The 15,190-nt window shown below is 61.1% G+C and carries 15 protein-coding genes; 13 read left to right on the plus strand and 2 right to left on the minus strand.

Annotated features, from left to right (window positions below):
• The 10 genes from E1K68_RS14920 to E1K68_RS14965 all read left to right on the plus strand — a co-directional run.
• A partial coding sequence (locus E1K68_RS14920) for a hypothetical protein (RefSeq protein ID WP_212614936.1) occupies positions 1 to 211 on the plus strand: 211 nt, incomplete at its 5' end.
• A gap of 42 nt (positions 212 to 253) precedes the next feature.
• Positions 254 to 1,312 (plus strand): phenylacetaldoxime dehydratase family protein, encoded by a 1,059-nt coding sequence (locus E1K68_RS14925; protein ID WP_212614334.1) that lies wholly within the window; start codon positions 254 to 256, stop codon positions 1,310 to 1,312.
• Positions 1,313 to 1,396: 84 nt separating this feature from the next.
• The gene (locus E1K68_RS14930; protein ID WP_003191106.1) at positions 1,397 to 2,263 is read left to right on the plus strand and encodes a transporter; all 867 of its coding nucleotides are present in this window, start codon (positions 1,397 to 1,399) and stop codon (positions 2,261 to 2,263) included.
• 169 nt (positions 2,264 to 2,432) lie between these two features.
• Positions 2,433 to 3,947 (plus strand): amidase, encoded by a 1,515-nt coding sequence (locus E1K68_RS14935; RefSeq protein WP_003191105.1) that lies wholly within the window; start codon positions 2,433 to 2,435, stop codon positions 3,945 to 3,947.
• Positions 3,948 to 4,022: 75 nt separating this feature from the next.
• Entirely contained in the window at positions 4,023 to 4,607 is a 585-nt protein-coding gene (nthA, locus tag E1K68_RS14940; RefSeq protein WP_169911992.1) for a nitrile hydratase subunit alpha, read from the plus strand.
• 50 nt (positions 4,608 to 4,657) lie between these two features.
• On the plus strand, positions 4,658 to 5,314 hold the full coding sequence (gene nthB / locus E1K68_RS14945) for a nitrile hydratase subunit beta (RefSeq protein ID WP_003191103.1): 657 nt from the start codon (positions 4,658 to 4,660) through the stop codon (positions 5,312 to 5,314).
• The gene (locus E1K68_RS14950; RefSeq protein WP_003191102.1) at positions 5,311 to 6,555 is read left to right on the plus strand and encodes a GTP-binding protein; all 1,245 of its coding nucleotides are present in this window, start codon (positions 5,311 to 5,313) and stop codon (positions 6,553 to 6,555) included. The genes nthB and E1K68_RS14950 overlap by 4 nt, the downstream gene beginning before the upstream one ends.
• Positions 6,556 to 6,573: 18 nt before the next feature.
• Positions 6,574 to 7,866 carry a PAS domain-containing protein gene (locus E1K68_RS28070; protein ID WP_212614335.1) on the plus strand — a complete coding sequence of 431 codons (1,293 nt, stop codon included), beginning with the start codon at positions 6,574 to 6,576 and terminating at the stop codon, positions 7,864 to 7,866.
• A gap of 69 nt (positions 7,867 to 7,935) precedes the next feature.
• Positions 7,936 to 9,576, plus strand: coding sequence for an AMP-binding protein (locus E1K68_RS14960; RefSeq protein ID WP_212614336.1), 1,641 nt, complete (start codon positions 7,936 to 7,938; stop codon positions 9,574 to 9,576).
• Between the two features lie 11 nt (positions 9,577 to 9,587).
• Positions 9,588 to 10,163, plus strand: coding sequence for a TetR/AcrR family transcriptional regulator (locus E1K68_RS14965; RefSeq protein WP_003191099.1), 576 nt, complete (start codon positions 9,588 to 9,590; stop codon positions 10,161 to 10,163).
• A 487-nt stretch (positions 10,164 to 10,650) separates the two neighbouring features.
• On the opposite strand, the gene E1K68_RS14970 is transcribed toward E1K68_RS14965, so the two are convergent.
• Both E1K68_RS14970 and E1K68_RS14975 read right to left on the minus strand, forming a co-directional pair.
• Complete coding sequence (locus E1K68_RS14970; RefSeq protein WP_212614337.1) at positions 10,651 to 11,940, minus strand: type II toxin-antitoxin system HipA family toxin; 1,290 nt, start codon at positions 11,938 to 11,940, stop codon at positions 10,651 to 10,653.
• Complete coding sequence (locus tag E1K68_RS14975; protein ID WP_003191097.1) at positions 11,933 to 12,250, minus strand: helix-turn-helix transcriptional regulator; 318 nt, start codon at positions 12,248 to 12,250, stop codon at positions 11,933 to 11,935. Before E1K68_RS14975 ends, E1K68_RS14970 begins: the two co-directional genes overlap by 8 nt.
• 106 nt (positions 12,251 to 12,356) lie before the next feature.
• On the opposite strand from E1K68_RS14975, the gene E1K68_RS14980 reads away from it, so the two are divergent.
• The 3 genes from E1K68_RS14980 to mexE all read left to right on the plus strand — a co-directional run bounded on the left by E1K68_RS14980 (position 12,357) and on the right by mexE (position 15,183).
• On the plus strand, positions 12,357 to 12,740 hold the full coding sequence (locus tag E1K68_RS14980; protein WP_275959718.1) for a TolC family protein: 384 nt from the start codon (positions 12,357 to 12,359) through the stop codon (positions 12,738 to 12,740).
• 87 nt (positions 12,741 to 12,827) lie between these two features.
• Positions 12,828 to 13,724: a LysR substrate-binding domain-containing protein gene (locus E1K68_RS14985; RefSeq protein WP_003191089.1), complete on the plus strand. Its 897-nt coding sequence runs from the start codon at positions 12,828 to 12,830 to the stop codon at positions 13,722 to 13,724.
• A gap of 217 nt (positions 13,725 to 13,941) precedes the next feature.
• Positions 13,942 to 15,183 (plus strand): multidrug efflux RND transporter periplasmic adaptor subunit MexE, encoded by a 1,242-nt coding sequence (gene mexE, locus E1K68_RS14990; protein WP_003191088.1) that lies wholly within the window; start codon positions 13,942 to 13,944, stop codon positions 15,181 to 15,183.
• The last annotated feature ends 7 nt before the right edge of the window (positions 15,184 to 15,190 follow it).

Raw genomic sequence — 15,190 nt, forward strand, 5'->3', positions numbered from 1 at the left:
GCCTAATTTCCACCTCACAGCAGCTCATACCCCGCTGATGAGGTACGCCATGCATCGACATTCTTCACCACGATTGGCTGATTGTTCATGGCTTCTGCAACGGCGCGACCTCGCGCCTGAGGAGTCGGCTTATTGGTTGATTGAATGGGGAACCATGCAGCTGCTGCACCGACGGCAGGTCGCCAAGCGCACCCTGCCGCCGACGCGCTGACGCCCCCCCGTAGGCCTGAACCAAAATAACGAGGAGCTCAAGATGGAATCTGCAATCGACACACATCTCAAATGCCCACGCACCCTGTCCCGCCGCGTGCCCGAGGAGTATCAACCGCCGTTCCCGATGTGGGTGGCGCGCGCTGACGAGCAGCTGCAACAAGTGGTGATGGCTTATCTGGGCGTGCAGTATCAAGGCGATGCCCAGCGCAAGGCTGCATTGCAGGCGATGCGTCACATCGTCGGCAGTTTCAGCCAGGTCGACGGCCCGCAGAACTACGATTTGACTCAGCACACTGACAGCAGCGGCTTTGATAATCTGATCGTGGTCGGGTACTGGAAAGACCCTGCCGCCCATTGCCGCTGGTTGCGTTCACCCCAGGTGAATGACTGGTGGAGTTCGCCGGATCGCCTGGGTGAAGGCCTGGGTTACTTCCGCGAAATCACCGCGCCGCGCGCCGAGCAGTTCGAGACGCTGTACGCCTTCCAGGAGAACCTGCCGGGTGTTGGCGCAGTCATGGATGCCACCAGTGGCGAGATCGAAGAACACGGCTACTGGGGCTCGATGCGCGACCGTTTCCCCATCTCCCAGACCGACTGGATGAAGCCCACGAGCGAGCTGCAAGTGGTCGCGGGCGACCCAGCCAAGGGCGGACGCGTGGTGGTGCTGGGGCACGACAACCTCACACTGATTCGTTCCGGCCAGGACTGGGCGGATGCCGAGGCATTGGAACGCTCGCTCTATCTCGACGAAATTTTACCGACGTTGCAGGACGGCATGGACTTCCTGCGTGACAACGGCCAGCCGTTGGGCTGCTACAGCAACAGGTTCGTGCGCAATATCGACCTGGACGGCAACGTTCTCGACCTGAGCTACAACATCGGTCACTGGCGCTCAGTGGAGAAACTCGAACGCTGGGCCGAATCCCACCCGACCCACCTGCGTATTTTCGTGACGTTCTTTCGCGTGGCCGCGGGCTTGAAGAAGTTGAGGCTGTACCACGAGGTGTCCGTATCCGACGCCAAAAGCCAGGTCTTCGAGTACATCAACTGTCACCCGCAAACCGGCATGTTGCGCGACGCCCTGCCGCCCACAGCCTGAGCGCCCTAGGCGTTTAACCCCCCCAGCTTCTGCCGCCTTGCCACCTTTCACAGGTGGCCCGGTCCCCTGTGCGAGGAATAAACGATGAATAAGATCCGCCTGCTGACCCTCTCCACCCTGTTGCCCGCCCTCCACGCGAACGCGGGTGAAGTCGCGCCTGGCGACTACGAGCAATATCCGATCGGCGCCACTATCGGGGCGATTTATTACCAGCACGCCACTACGGACTCGGCTTACGCCAACGGCCACAAGGCCAGCTCTGACTTCAGGGTGACCTCGGACGTGGGCATCCTGCGTCTGCTCCATGTGTATGCCCTCAGCGACACGGTCACCATCGACCCGCAATTCCTTTTGCCTTTCGGCCACGTCTCCGGCGCAGGTGACGCCTCAGCACTGGGCAGTACTCGCGGCGTGGGCGACTTGATCCTCACCGCGCCGGTGAAATGGCGGTTCAACGAAGCCCGCGACACCCTCAGTATCGCCCCCTATGTGTATGTGCCTTCGGGCACGTATGACAAGGACGATGCGCTCAATCTCGGGGAGAATCGCTGGAAATTCGAACTGCAGAGTGCCTACGTCAAGCACTTCACAGAGAAATGGGCGATGGACCTGGTCGGCGGCGCGACCTGGTATGGCGACAACACCGATTACGGTGCAAATGCCGACCGCCTGAAGCAGGACGTGTCCTACGCAGCGCAGATCATGGGCCGTTACATGCCGGACGCCACCACCACCTTTGCTATCGGCTTGGGGCGTACCTGGGGAGGCGAGACAAACATCGAGCATGTCAATCAAGACAACGAGTTGGGCACCACCAACGTGCGTCTCACCGCCACCAAATTCGTCACCCCCACCGACCAGGTGCAACTGCAATTGGGCAAAGACCTCTCGGTGGACAACGGCACCCGCGAAGACTTCCGCATGAACCTGCGTTACGCGCACATTTTTTAACGCCAGAAACTGCGACCGCGCGCCCCTGGCGCCAAGGTGTCCCGCTCAGCCAAGTCGATGTCTTTCTCAACCAAGCCACCGCCTGGATGCGCGGACTATCTTGAGCCCCAGGCCCGCTGATAGTGAGCATGCAGTGCTCTTCGGCCATTTACGATAAGGACAGCCAACCATGGCAATCGCTCGCCCCACCCTTGAACAGCTATTGGCTATTTCGAGCAGCCTGCACATGCAACTCAGTGCGCAGCAAGCCGATGAATACCTGGCACTTATGCAGGCAAGCTTCGACGCCTATGACCTGGTTGACGAGCTGCCGGACTTCATCCCGCCGGTGCGTTATGAACGCAGCTCAGGCTACCGTCCCTCGGCCGCACACAACCCGCTCAACGCCTGGTACTTCCGCACCGAAGTCAACGGTGCGCGCGAAGGCAAGCTCGCAGGTAAAACGGTCGCCCTCAAAGACAATATTTCACTGGCTGGCGTGCCCATGATGAATGGTGCCAAGCCGCTTGAAGGCTTCGTCCCCGCCTTCGATGCCACGGTTGTCACCCGCTTGCTGGATGCCGGCGCGACTATTCTCGGCAAGGCAACGTGCGAACACTACTGCCTGTCCGGCGGCAGCCACACTTCCGATCCTGCACCGGTGCACAACCCCTATCGCCAAGGGTTTGCCTCGGGTGGTTCGTCTTCCGGCAGCGCAGCGCTGGTTGCCGCCGGCGAGGTCGACCTGGCTGTCGGCGGTGACCAGGGCGGGTCAATCCGCATCCCTTCCGCCTTCTGCGGCACTTACGGCATGAAGCCGACCCACGGCCTGGTGCCCTACACCGGCATCATGGCCATCGAGGCGACTATCGATCACGCCGGCCCCATCACCGCAAACGTACGCGACAACGCCTTGATGCTGGAGGTCATGGCCGGCGCCGATGGGCTTGATCCGCGACAAGCCGCGCCGCAGGTCGACGCTTACAGCGATTACCTGGAGCGCGGTGTCAGCGGGCTGAGGATCGGCATCCTGCGCGAAGGTTTTGAACTGGCCAACCAAGACCCGCGTGTGGACTCGTGCGTACGCCAAGCCATTGCAGCGTTTGCGCGGCTGGGCGCGCAGGTCGAGGAGGTGTCGGTGCCTGAGCACAGCATTGCCGGTTCGCTGTGGCACCCCATCGGCTGTGAAGGTTTGATGATGCAGATGATGCACGGCAATGGGGCCGGTTTTAACTGGCAAGGGCTGTATGACCTCGGTTTGCTGGACCAGCAAGCCGGGTGGCGCGATCAGGCCAATGAGCTGTCCGCCTCTCTCAAGCTGTGCATGTTCGTCGGGCAATACGGTCTGGAGCGCTACAACGGGCGGTTCTACGCCAAGGCACAAAACCTCAGGCGCGTGGCACGCGCCGGGTATGACGCCGCGTTGGCGCGCTATGACCTGCTGGTGATGCCCACCGTGCCGATCGTCGCCCAGCCCCACCCGCAGCCGGGTTGCTCGGTTACCGAGTACGTGGCCCGTGCGCTGGAAATGATCGGCAATGCCTGCGCCCAGGACATCACCGGCCATCCGGCCATGTCGATTCCCTGCGGCCTGGTAGACGGTCTACCTGTCGGGCTGATGCTGGTCGGCAAGCACTATGCCGAAGGCACGATTTACCAGGCTGCCGCAGCGTTCGAGGCGTCGGTTGACTGGAAAAACTGTTAGCCGGTAGTCCCGCGCAGCGCAAAAAGAATAAGCCGCCAGGCGCTGCCCAGAAGCTCAACGATGAGGAGTCAACTTATGAGCGCACACGAAGCAAGCACATCTACACCGGGCGAACGCGCGCAAGCGTTACTGCAAGTGCTCAAGCAGAAGGATCTGATCCCCGACGGTTACATCGAACACATGACACAGCTGATGGCACACCAATGGAGCCCGGAGAACGGGGCTCGGGTGGTGGCCAAGGCCTGGGTAGACCCGCAGTTTCGCGAACTGCTGCTCAAAGACGGCACCGCGGCGTGCGCCCAATTTGGCTATACCGGCCCGCAGGGTGAATACATTGTTGCGCTGCCAGACACGCCCAGCGTGAAAAACGTGATTGTGTGCAGCCTGTGCTCCTGCACCAACTGGCCTGTCCTGGGCTTGCCGCCGGAGTGGTACAAGGGCTTCGAGTTCCGCGCCCGACTGGTGCGCGAAGGGCGCACCGTGCTGCGGGAACTGGGCACCGAGCTGCCGGCCGACGTCATCGTCAAGGTCTGGGACACCAGCGCCGAAACCCGCTATCTGGTGCTGCCTGTACGGCCCAAGGGCAGCGAATCGATGGATGAAGAGGCCCTGCGAAAACTGATCACCAAGGATGTCCTTATCGGCGTGGCGCTGCCTTAGGTGGCGTAACCGGTGCCCTTTGTTTTTTGCACTTTTCAGAGGTATTCACAATGGATGGCTTTCACGATCTCGGTGGGTTTCAAGGCTTTGGCAAAGTCCCTCACACCATCAACAGCCTGAGCTACCAACCCGTGTTCAAGCAGGACTGGGAGCACCTGGCCTACAGCCTGATGTTTGTCGGCGCCGATCACTTGAAAAAGTTCAGCGTGGACGAAGTGCGCCACGCCGTCGAGCGCCTGGATGTGCGCCAACATGTCGGTACCCAATACTACGAACGCTATGTCATCGCCACCGCCACCCTGCTGGTCGAAACCGGAGTGATCACCCAGGCGGAACTCGACCAGGCCCTGGGTTCGCACTTCAAGCTGGCGAACCCCGCGCATGCCAGCGGGCGCCCGGCGATCAGCGGCCGCCCGCCCTTTGAAGTGGGCGACCGGGTGGTGGTGCGCAACGAGTATGTGGCGGGGCATACCCGCATGCCGGCCTACGTACGCGGCAAAGAAGGCGTGGTGGTGCACCGCACCGCGCAAAAGTGGCCCTTCCCTGACGCGATCGGCCACGGTGATCTGAGCGCGGCGCATCAGCCGACCTATCACGTCGAGTTTCGCGTGAAAGATCTCTGGGGCGACGCAGCAGATGATGGCTTCGTGGTGGTCGACCTGTTCGAAAGCTACCTGGACCACGCCGATGGCACGGTGAACGCATGATGGACGGCGCCCTGACAGGCCGACTGCCGGTGACGGTGCTTTCCGGCTTCCTCGGCGCCGGCAAAACCACCCTGCTCAACCATATCCTGCGCAATCGCGACGGCCTGCGCGTGGCGGTCATCGTCAATGATATGAGCGAGATCAACATCGATGCCGAGCAGGTGCAGCGCGACGTGGCGCTGCACCGGGGCCGCGATGAGTTGATCGAGATGAGCAATGGCTGCATCTGCTGCACGCTGCGCGCCGACTTGCTCGAGCAGATCAGCGCCCTGGCACGCCAGCAACGTTTCGACTACTTGCTGATTGAGTCCACGGGGATCTCCGAGCCGATGCCGGTAGCCGAGACGTTCGCCTTCCTCGACGCGCAGGGCTTCAGCCTCAGCGAACTGGCGCGGCTTGACACCTTGGTGACGGTGGTCGATGGCAGTCGCTTTGAAGCATTGCTCGAATCGCCGGGCATCGTGGCCCGCGACGACGCACCCACGCGCCATCTGACCGACCTGCTGATCGAGCAAGTGGAATACGCCAACGTCATTCTCGTCAACAAACTGGACCTGATCGACGAGCCCGGCTACCAGGCCGTGCACGCGATCCTCGCCGGCCTTAACCCGAGCGCGCGGATCATGCCGATGGCTCAGGGTAACGTGGAGTTATCCGCAATACTCGGTACCCACCTGTTTGATTTACCTAGCCTCGCGGCCTCGCCCGGCTGGATGAAAAAAATGCAGGCCGACGACACGCCGGCCTCTGAGTCGGACACCTATGGCGTGACCTCCTGGGTGTACCGCGAGCGTGCCCCGTTTCACCCGCAGCGATTGCTCGATTTTCTCCAGCAGCCCTGGCACAACGGGCGCCTGTTGCGCAGCAAAGGTTACTTCTGGCTCGCCAGCAGGCACTTGGAAACCGGCCTGCTGGTGCAAAGCGGCAGGCAGTTCCAGTGGGACTACGTCGGGCACTGGTGGAACTTCATCGAGCAGTCGCAATGGCCGCAGGATGAATATCGGTTGCAGAGCATCATGGCCAAGTGGGACAGCATTGTCGGCGATTGCCGGCAGGAGCTGGTCTTTATCGGCCAGGGCCTGGACACCCAAGCGCTGCAGCGCGCACTCGACAACTGCCTGCTGAGTACTCAGGAAATCGCCGCCGGCCCCTCGGCCTGGCAAGCCCTGCCGGGGGCAGCAATCTTTGACTCTCAGGCCTTATCGGCGCCGACGCCGTCCTTGCAGGCTGACCCTATTTGACCGAGGTAGAGGTGCCCCATGCTCTTTTTCAACCGAACCACCCGCTGCGTATTGGCGCCGCTCGCCGACCGACTGGAGCAGCCTGACCAGCCAGGCACACCGCTGTCGTCAAGCCACCCGTTGTTACGCCGCATCCTGGCAAGCGTCGAACAACTGCTGCAAGAACGGCGAACCCTCAAAGAGCAGTCCCGCGCGCTGACGTTGGAAATCCGCCAGTTGGAGGAGCGCCTGGCCCGCCGTGACCAGCTGGTGCGGCAGTGGGAGGCGCGCTGGACCCTGATCACACAGGGTGCAGGTGAACGGTTCTGGGAGCTGGAACTGGATGGCGCCGCCGCCCCCGCACCGGGTGCTGCGATGACGTGGACGGGGTCTGCGTCGAACCTGGCCCAGGCGATTGACCAGTTTGGCGGCTGGAGCGAACAACTGCATCCGGATGACCAGCCAGCGCATCGGAAGGCGCTCGCCCGGCACCTTGCCGATCGCAGCGGGCGTACGGCCTTTGCGCTCGACGTGCGGATGAAGTCGGCACTCGGCAATGACTATCGCTGGTGCCGGATCAGCGGAGCCGCCCGACGCGATGCGCAGGGCACAGCGCTTGCCATGGGGGGAACCGTGCGTGACATTCATGAACAGTACCTGCACCACGAGGCGCTCGAACTGGCGGCCACACGTTTCGACATTTCCCGAGAAATGCTGCACGACGGGCTCTGGGATATCGAGGTGGTGGCCGGCGACCCGGCGAACCCGAACAATACCATTTGGTGGTCTTCGCAGATGCGCCGGCTGCTGGGCTGCAACACGGTGGAAGAGTTCCCCAACACCCTGGAAAGCTGGACCTCGCGCTTGCATCCCGAGGATAGCGCACGAGCCATCGGCGCGTTCGTCGCCCATGTGGACGACCGCAGCGGCAAGACCCCATTCGATGTGGAGTATCGACTCAAACACACCAATGGCACTCACCGTTGGTTTCGCGGCCGGGGGCAAACCCGCCGCGCACCGGACGGCTCGCCGCAACGGGTGGTGGGTGCCATCACCGATATCCATGCCCACCATGAAGAAAGTGCGATGCGCGAGGCGCAGGCGCAACAACACCAAGTGATGCAGGAAACCCTCACCAAGCTGACGCAGATTGTCGCCACCATTCAGGGCATTGCCAGCCAGACCAACCTGTTGGCATTGAATGCCGCCATTGAAGCGGCGCGAGCTGGCGAAGCCGGTCGCGGGTTTGCGGTGGTCGCCGATGAAGTGCGTAAGCTGGCCACGCGGACCAGCCACGCGACCCAGCAAGCGGCCCAGATGATGGACCACTAGCGACATCCAGGCGCCCGCGCAGCCTGCGTGGGCACAGGTCATATTCCAACAATAATAATCAGGTACGTTATGCGCGATTACGACTCAGCAGTCTCTTCCTTCGATTATCTACAGCTGGCTGCCCAGGACTTGCACGGCGAACTCGGCGCCTTGAATGCCTGCATTGAATGCTGCGACCGGCACGCCCATGGCAATGCCGTGGCGTTGTATTGCGAAACGCGCGATGGCCGCGCCACGCAGTACACCTTCAGCGAACTGCAGGCGCACGCGGCGCGCTTCGGCAACTTCCTGCGAGCCCATGGCGTGCAGCCGGGGGATCGGGTCGCCGGCCTGATGCCACGCACGGTTGAACTGGTGATCGCCATCCTGGGAACCTGGCGCATCGGGGCGGTCTACCAACCGCTCTTTACCGCATTCGGTCCCAAGGCCATTGAACAGCGACTGGACTGTTCCAACGCGCGCTGGATCGTGACCGACGCCCACAACCGTCCCAAGCTGGACGAGCTCCTCGACTGCCCCCACGTCATCGTGACCGACGCCACCTCACAGCGCCCCAGCGACTACGCGTTTTGGGATGTGCTGGAGCATCAACAACCCGACTGCACACCTGAGCTGCTGGACGCCCGTGCGCCGTTCCTGCTGATGTGCACCTCGGGCACCACAGGGCCGGCCAAGCCGCTGGAGGTGCCTGTGAGCGCCATCCTAGCCTTCAAAAGTTATATGCGCGATTCAATCGACCTGCGCGAAGACGACCGTTTCTGGAACCTCGCCGACCCCGGCTGGGCCTATGGCTTGTATTACGCCGTGACCGGGCCACTGGCATGCGGCCGGGCCACGCTGTTCCATGACGGCCCTTTCACCGTGCAAAGCACCAGCCGGATTATCGCCAAGTACGGGATCAGCAACCTGGCCGGCTCGCCTACGGCCTTTCGCCTGCTGATAGATGCCGGGGCCGAGTTCGCCGACGCGGTGCGTGGCCAACTGCGTATCGTCAGCAGCGCCGGCGAACCGCTCAACCCGCAAGTCATCCGTTGGTTCGCCGAACAGCTCGGCGTGGTCATTCACGACCATTACGGCCAAACCGAAATCGGCATGGTGTTATGCAATCACCATGGGTTACGCCATCAGGTACGTGAGGGTTCTGCCGGTTATGCGGTGCCGGGGTACCGGATTGTCGTGCTGGACGATGCGCAGCGGGAATTACCGACAGGCCAGCCGGGCGTACTGGCGGTGGATCGCGAGCGCTCGCCCCTGTGCTGGTTCAATGGCTACCTTCACATGCCCACCAAGGCGTTTGTGGGCCGTTACTACTTGAGCGGCGATATCGTGGAGCTCAATGAGGACGGCAGTATCAGCTTTGTCGGCCGTAACGACGATGTGATCACCACGTCCGGCTACCGCGTGGGGCCTTTCGATGTAGAGAGCGCGCTCATCGAACATCCGGCAGTGGTCGAAACCGCGGTGATCGGCAAACCCGACCCGCAACGTACCGAGCTGATCAAAGCGTTTGTCGTGCTCAACCGTGAGTACCTGCCCAGTGTCGAGTTGGCGGAAGTCTTGCGCCTGCATGTCCGACAGCGCCTGGCTGCGCATGCATACCCACGGGAAATCGAGTTCGTTGAGCAACTGCCCAAGACCCCCAGTGGCAAGTTGCAGCGGTTCATTCTGCGCAACCAGGAAATTGCCAAACAGCAGGCACTCGACACATGACTCACGGGCGTATGGCTCCCCCGCTCAGCCGCTCGGAGTTCCAGCGCAGAGCCCTGGAGCTGTTCAAGGAGCGTAGTTTCAGCCAGGTCAGCATGCGCGAATTGGCCGCGCATGTTGGCATCAGCCCGGGCGCGATTTATCACCATGTAGAGAGCAAGGAAGCCATGCTGTTTGAGTGGCTGACAGAGCTGTATCAGGCGCTGTTGTCGCACGTCGATCGGATCAACACCCGTAGATTGACGGCCGCGCAACGCCTGGCAAAGCTGATCGAAGGCCATCTTCAATTGCATGAACAGATGACCGGGCACTTCAAGTTGGCGGTCATGGACGCCAACTGCCTGGGCGCCCCGATGCAAGCGAGCGTTGAGCGATTGAGGCTAGCCTATGAGTCGGAACTCATGAAGGTGGTCGGCCAACTGGGCCATCAGCCCGGCGGGCCGTTGCGCGAGGGCGCGCTCACGGCGATTCTGCCCGTGCTGAACAGCCTGCCCACATGGCTGAGCCCAAAGATTGATCACCGTCAGCGTCGGCTTATTACAAAGACCATCGCCGATGCGGTCATAAAGGCCATTAATTCCCTACCTTGAGTGACTACACCCAACGGTAACCACGACGCGAAGCGAGCCGCTCTTGATCTGCTTTTGATCTTGATCTTAAGCGCCCCGTTAAACCACGCTGGCGGATTACGGGCACACCGAGCCCAAGCGAGGTGCCGAGTAGTAGGGCAAGAGCCTTTTGCTTACTTTTGGGCTCTTTTCAAAAGTGAGCCGCTGTCAGAGCGGAACCCTAAGTGGCCGTTACCGCAGGAATGGATATGTACTCAGTGTAACGGTGTCGACTGTGAGGCCGTCTTCGCAGGCAAGCCAGCTCCCACAGTTGGATCGTTAGGGTGTCAGGTAGGTGTCGGCTGTCAGGCCGTCGCGGGAGCAAGCTCCCTCGCCACAGGCTCGGCGTCATGCCGAAGTTGTGTAGATACCTATGCATATAGCGGTTTTTCGAATTTTGAACACCAGAGCCCCGCCAAAAATGTTTCTGACGACGCGAATAACCTCTAGCAGGCGTTGCTCCGACTGTTCAGCCTGACGCCTCTCGCCCCGCTCGTCCCTGAACTAGCCGAGCTACGTTCTCATCAATGCGGCCCTGAATCAGGCGCAAGGTGTCTCGCGTAATATCCTGAGGGTATAAGTTCTCAGCGATCGCCGAAAACCGGCGCGCCACCTCGCAAATGCCATCAATCATGCTGCCAGCCAAGTCCGGTGGCACCTCGGCCTCCTCGGCGAGTCGAAGCAGTTGTGTGCGGGAAATCGACAGGGCTTCTCCCATCACATCCATCTGGTGATAACCACCTGGCCCCTCGCAGAAGGTCACGTCGTAAGCCGGCGATAATCTCCACTGACCGCCTTGCGACATGATGTAGGCAAAGTTCTTGGGGTGATCGTCTCTGTTGTTGAACGCCACATTGAAGACGGCACGTTCGAAGGCCCGCGCCATCTCGCGCACGTCATTTGTACACATCTGCGTTGCCCGCAGGAAGTTGACGTAGTCCAGCACTCCCGGGGAGCGGTAATTGGCGCCCGTAAACGCCGCGAGGCTTTGCATCGGGACGCGCAGACCATCGCGTCGGTCAAATCGCTTACTGGCAAACGCTGCCAACCCATCAGGCAGACTGAAGTACTGCGTGTCGGGGGTGTCTATACCGCACAAGCGCAGGCATTCGGCGTAGACCATTTCGATGGCACATACCTCGGCATGCTCTTCTTTGGCAGGGAACTTGATCAACCACGCTTCAAAGCCTGGCGTGACGGCGGTGGTAAAACCACCGGTTACGGGGTCGCGATACACGAGGGCCTTGGGCCGTGCTCCTTGAGGCGAGCCACCCACCAGCAGCAACGTGTGCAGGAACTCGCCCCCGTCTCCGTGGAGTACTTGCTGCACCTGGGCGGCAAGCTGTTCCAGCGGGATGTGGGCTTCAGACGCCTGCCCTTCGGGCGCCACGGGCTCAAACGTCACGGCGCCCATCGCGTTGCTACCGATGTACGCCAGCCGCTCCAGTGGTCCGATGCGCGCCGTGGTGAGCCCGCGGCGCCTGAACATGCGGTCCATCAACAACATGCCCCAGCCATCCGGCAACGCATCGTAGATAGGCCCTGGCAAATGCAGTTGGTGGTCTGGAAAATCTCTACGCAACTGAGCCCCCTCCAACGGCAGCATGTATGAGCACAGTTCCAAACCCTTTTGTCTGGCTTCGTTACTGTACTCGAACACGATCAGCGGGCGACCGGTCAAGGCGGTGGTGGAGACCAGCGAGCCCCATTGCCATCGCTCGCCCCAGCCTTCGTAGAAGACATTTACCTGCTCAAGCATTGCCGGGCTTCCTCTTTGTGCGCAGACGATTGGCGCTGTTTTCGTAGCGCCGAATATCCTCGATGCTGTCTAGCTTAGGCAGAAACAGGCCTTCGAGCTCCTTGGTTCGGCCAAGCGCTATGGCCACCCGAACGACGTTCTCGAACCCCACATTTCGCCCGGCTTCAAGGTTGGACACGGTGTTGGTGCCAATGCCAGCGCGCCCGGCCAGTTCGGCTTGTGTCATGTCCAGCGCCAAGCGCTCTGTGCGCAAGCGATCACAGAGGCGCTTGACGACTTCGCTCGGCTTGCTGAAGCTTAAATCCAACATAACCTGTACTTATCCCTTGTTGCGCCAGTTAGTGCCCAAAATTATAGAATTAGCAGCAACGCCTATCAAGCCGATAACTCCCTGAGTTAGGGCCTTAGTCACCAAAATGTACGTCTTAGCCACAACATACTGGATTTATCTGACATTAAGTCAGACGACGCTGCCGACGGCGGTTTCTCCGACCAGGCGCACCTGGCCCGCATGGGCACGTCAGGCCTACCTGCAAGTCACCAACGGCATGAGCCAATATCAGGCACTCAAGCAGGCCTTGAACTCCAGCCAGATCAACCTTGGCGCCGTGACCCACGGCTTCGAAGCCGGCTCGCGTATCAACACCGATGTACTGGATGCCCAACAGAAAGTCACCGATACCCAGCAACGCCTGGCCCAACAACGTTATGCGATCCTGATGGCCCAGTTGCACCTGTTGGCCTCCACCGGCAACCTGAGCGACGCGCGCCTGCGGGATATCAGTCATACGCTGAACTGACGCACTGGTCAGTAGTGCGCTGACATTCGCTCAACGTGAGGGCTGATTTGGATTAAGCTTGGGCATCTCAAAAATGGAACACTGCCCATGTTCGACCTCAACGAACTCTTCCTCTACGCCAAGGTGGTCGAGCACGGCGGCTTTGCGGCGGCGGGCCGTGCGCTGAACCTGCCCAAATCGACCTTGAGCCGCAGAGTCAGCCAGCTTGAAGCCAGGCTGGGGGCACGACTGATACAGCGCTCGACGCGCCAGTTCCAAGTCACCGATATCGGCCAGGCCTACTACCGCCACTGCGTGGCGATGATTGCCGAGGCCGAGTCGGCCGAAGATGTGATTGCTTTCAACAAATCAGAGCCGCGCGGCGTGATCCGCTTGAGCTGCACCACTGCGCTGCTCAACTATTGGGTGGCGCCGATGCTGGCCCAATTCATGGCGCAATGCGCCAGCGTCGAACTGAACGTGAAGAGTTTCAACCGCAAGGTCGACATCATCAGCGAAGGCTATGACATGGCCTTGAACCTGTGTTTCCCGCCGCTGGAAAGCAGTGAGCTGGTCATGAAGGTATTGGCTAAAAGTCCTCAGGTGCTGGTGGCGAGCGCGACTTTTTTGCAGGGTGCTCCCCTGCCCTCGCTACCAGCTGACCTTGCCGGGCTGGCGACTATCCATTGGGGCAACCCGTTGCTTCAGTACCTGTGGGACCTGACCGGGCCGGACGGCGCCACGGCGCAGGTAGTACACACGCCACGCCTGGTCAGTGATGACATGTCCACCCTGAAAAACGCAGCACTGGCGGGCGTGGGCATCGCCAACCTACCGCAGGTCGTCGTGAAAGACGAACTGGCCGATGGCCGCCTGATTGCCGTATTGCCTGAATGGCAACCCGCTGAAGGCGTGATCACCGCCGTGTTCCCTTCCAGGCGTGGGCTGATGCCGTCGGTGCGGTCCTTGATCGACTTTCTGGGCGAGGCGTTTGAGGCGCCGTGATGCGCCCTCGCGTTGCTGGGAAAGTTCCTTGCACCCTGAGCAACAGTCTTTTGTCATCAATCACATTGATAGCTCCCTAACAAAACCCCCATGCTAGAGGGCTGACTCCGCGCTTATATCATTCCGAATGATAGTTACCTTTGCTTCATTCGATTCGTGACCTAGCACCTCCCCGCGCATGATCCGCCCATCTCAAATACATTGGCGGATGCACCTCATGGAACAGTCACTTAAACATTTGCGCTTCCCCTTGGCGATCTTGGCCGTGGTGGTGATGAGCGCGTGCGGCAAGTCCCCGGAACAAGCGGCCGCCATGCCTCCTGCCAAGGTCAGCGTGGCCAAGGTGTTAGAACAACCGGTCAACGAATGGGACGAGTTCACCGGGCGCCTTGAAGCGCCGGAAACCGTGCAGATTCGTCCGCGAGTGTCCGGCCAGATTGACCAGGTGGCGTTCACCGAAGGCGCGCTGGTAAAGAAAGGCGACCTGCTGTTCCAGATCGACCCTCGCCCGTTCCAGGCCGAAGTGCGCCGCCTCGAAGCCCAGCTTGCACAAACGAAAGCCGCCGCCACCCGCAGTGAAAACGAAGCGCAACGTGGCGAGCGCCTGCGCCAGAGCAATGCGATCTCCGCCGAACTGGCTGACTCGCGCACCACCGCCGCCCAGGAAGCCCGCGCGGCCATGGCCGGGATCCAGGCGCAGTTGGACCTGGCCAAGCTGAACCTGAGCTTCACCCGCGTGACCTCGCCCATCAGTGGCCGCGTCAGCCGTGCCGAAATCACCGCCGGCAACCTGGTGACCGCCGATACCACTGCACTCACCAGCGTGGTCTCCACCGATAAGGTCTACGCCTACTTCGACGCCGATGAGCGCGTGTTCCTCAAGTACACCGAACTGGCCCGCGAAGGCCGGCGTGGCGCAACCACCCCTGTGTACCTGGGGCTGTCCAACGAAACCGGCAACCCGCACCTGGGCCAGATGAACTTCGTCGACAACCAGGTCAACCCGGCCACTGGCACCATCCGTGGCCGTGCGGTGTTCGACAACAGCAAGGGCGAATACACCCCTGGCCTGTATGCGCGCTTGAAGCTGGTCGGCAGCGGCACCTATTCGGCCGTGTTGATCAATGACGAAGCGGTCGGCACCGACCTGGGCAAGAAATTCGTACTGGTGATGGACGGCGACAAGCCGGCTTATCGCGCGGTGGAACTGGGGCCGAAAATCGAAGGTTTACGCATCGTGCGCAGTGGGCTGACCAAGGACGACACCGTGATCGTCAAGGGCCTGCAACGTGTGCGCCCAGGCTCGCCGGTCGCGCCGGAAACCATCCCGATGGCCAGCAAGGAAACCCTCGCCGCCTTGGCCCAACAACGACAAGCGCTTGAAGCCAGCAACCTGGAGCAAATGGCGCCGGAAAAACCCGCGCCCAAGCTCGCAAGCGTCGCGACTCCACGCGGTTAAGGGATAC

Source organism: Pseudomonas sp. B2021 (genome assembly GCF_018135665.1).
Lineage (GTDB): Bacteria > Pseudomonadota > Gammaproteobacteria > Pseudomonadales > Pseudomonadaceae > Aquipseudomonas > Aquipseudomonas lactis.

Bases quoted from the DNA above. Each gene is read 5' to 3' on its own strand.
- E1K68_RS14970 (WP_212614337.1), bottom strand. From the start codon at position 11,940: ATGCTTGAGCAGGTAAATGTCTTCTACGAAGGCTGGGGCGAGCGATGG.
- E1K68_RS14965 (WP_003191099.1), top strand. From the start codon at position 9,588: ATGGCTCCCCCGCTCAGCCGCTCGGAGTTCCAGCGCAGAGCCCTGGAG.
- E1K68_RS14985 (WP_003191089.1), top strand. From the start codon at position 12,828: ATGTTCGACCTCAACGAACTCTTCCTCTACGCCAAGGTGGTCGAGCAC.
- E1K68_RS14925 (WP_212614334.1), top strand. From the start codon at position 254: ATGGAATCTGCAATCGACACACATCTCAAATGCCCACGCACCCTGTCC.
- E1K68_RS14975 (WP_003191097.1), bottom strand. From the start codon at position 12,250: ATGTTGGATTTAAGCTTCAGCAAGCCGAGCGAAGTCGTCAAGCGCCTC.
- E1K68_RS14980 (WP_275959718.1), top strand. From the start codon at position 12,357: ATGTACGTCTTAGCCACAACATACTGGATTTATCTGACATTAAGTCAG.
- E1K68_RS14960 (WP_212614336.1), top strand. From the start codon at position 7,936: ATGCGCGATTACGACTCAGCAGTCTCTTCCTTCGATTATCTACAGCTG.
- mexE (WP_003191088.1), top strand. From the start codon at position 13,942: ATGGAACAGTCACTTAAACATTTGCGCTTCCCCTTGGCGATCTTGGCC.
- E1K68_RS14935 (WP_003191105.1), top strand. From the start codon at position 2,433: ATGGCAATCGCTCGCCCCACCCTTGAACAGCTATTGGCTATTTCGAGC.
- nthB (WP_003191103.1), top strand. From the start codon at position 4,658: ATGGATGGCTTTCACGATCTCGGTGGGTTTCAAGGCTTTGGCAAAGTC.
- nthA (WP_169911992.1), top strand. From the start codon at position 4,023: ATGAGCGCACACGAAGCAAGCACATCTACACCGGGCGAACGCGCGCAA.
- E1K68_RS14950 (WP_003191102.1), top strand. From the start codon at position 5,311: ATGATGGACGGCGCCCTGACAGGCCGACTGCCGGTGACGGTGCTTTCC.
- E1K68_RS14930 (WP_003191106.1), top strand. From the start codon at position 1,397: ATGAATAAGATCCGCCTGCTGACCCTCTCCACCCTGTTGCCCGCCCTC.
- E1K68_RS28070 (WP_212614335.1), top strand. From the start codon at position 6,574: ATGCTCTTTTTCAACCGAACCACCCGCTGCGTATTGGCGCCGCTCGCC.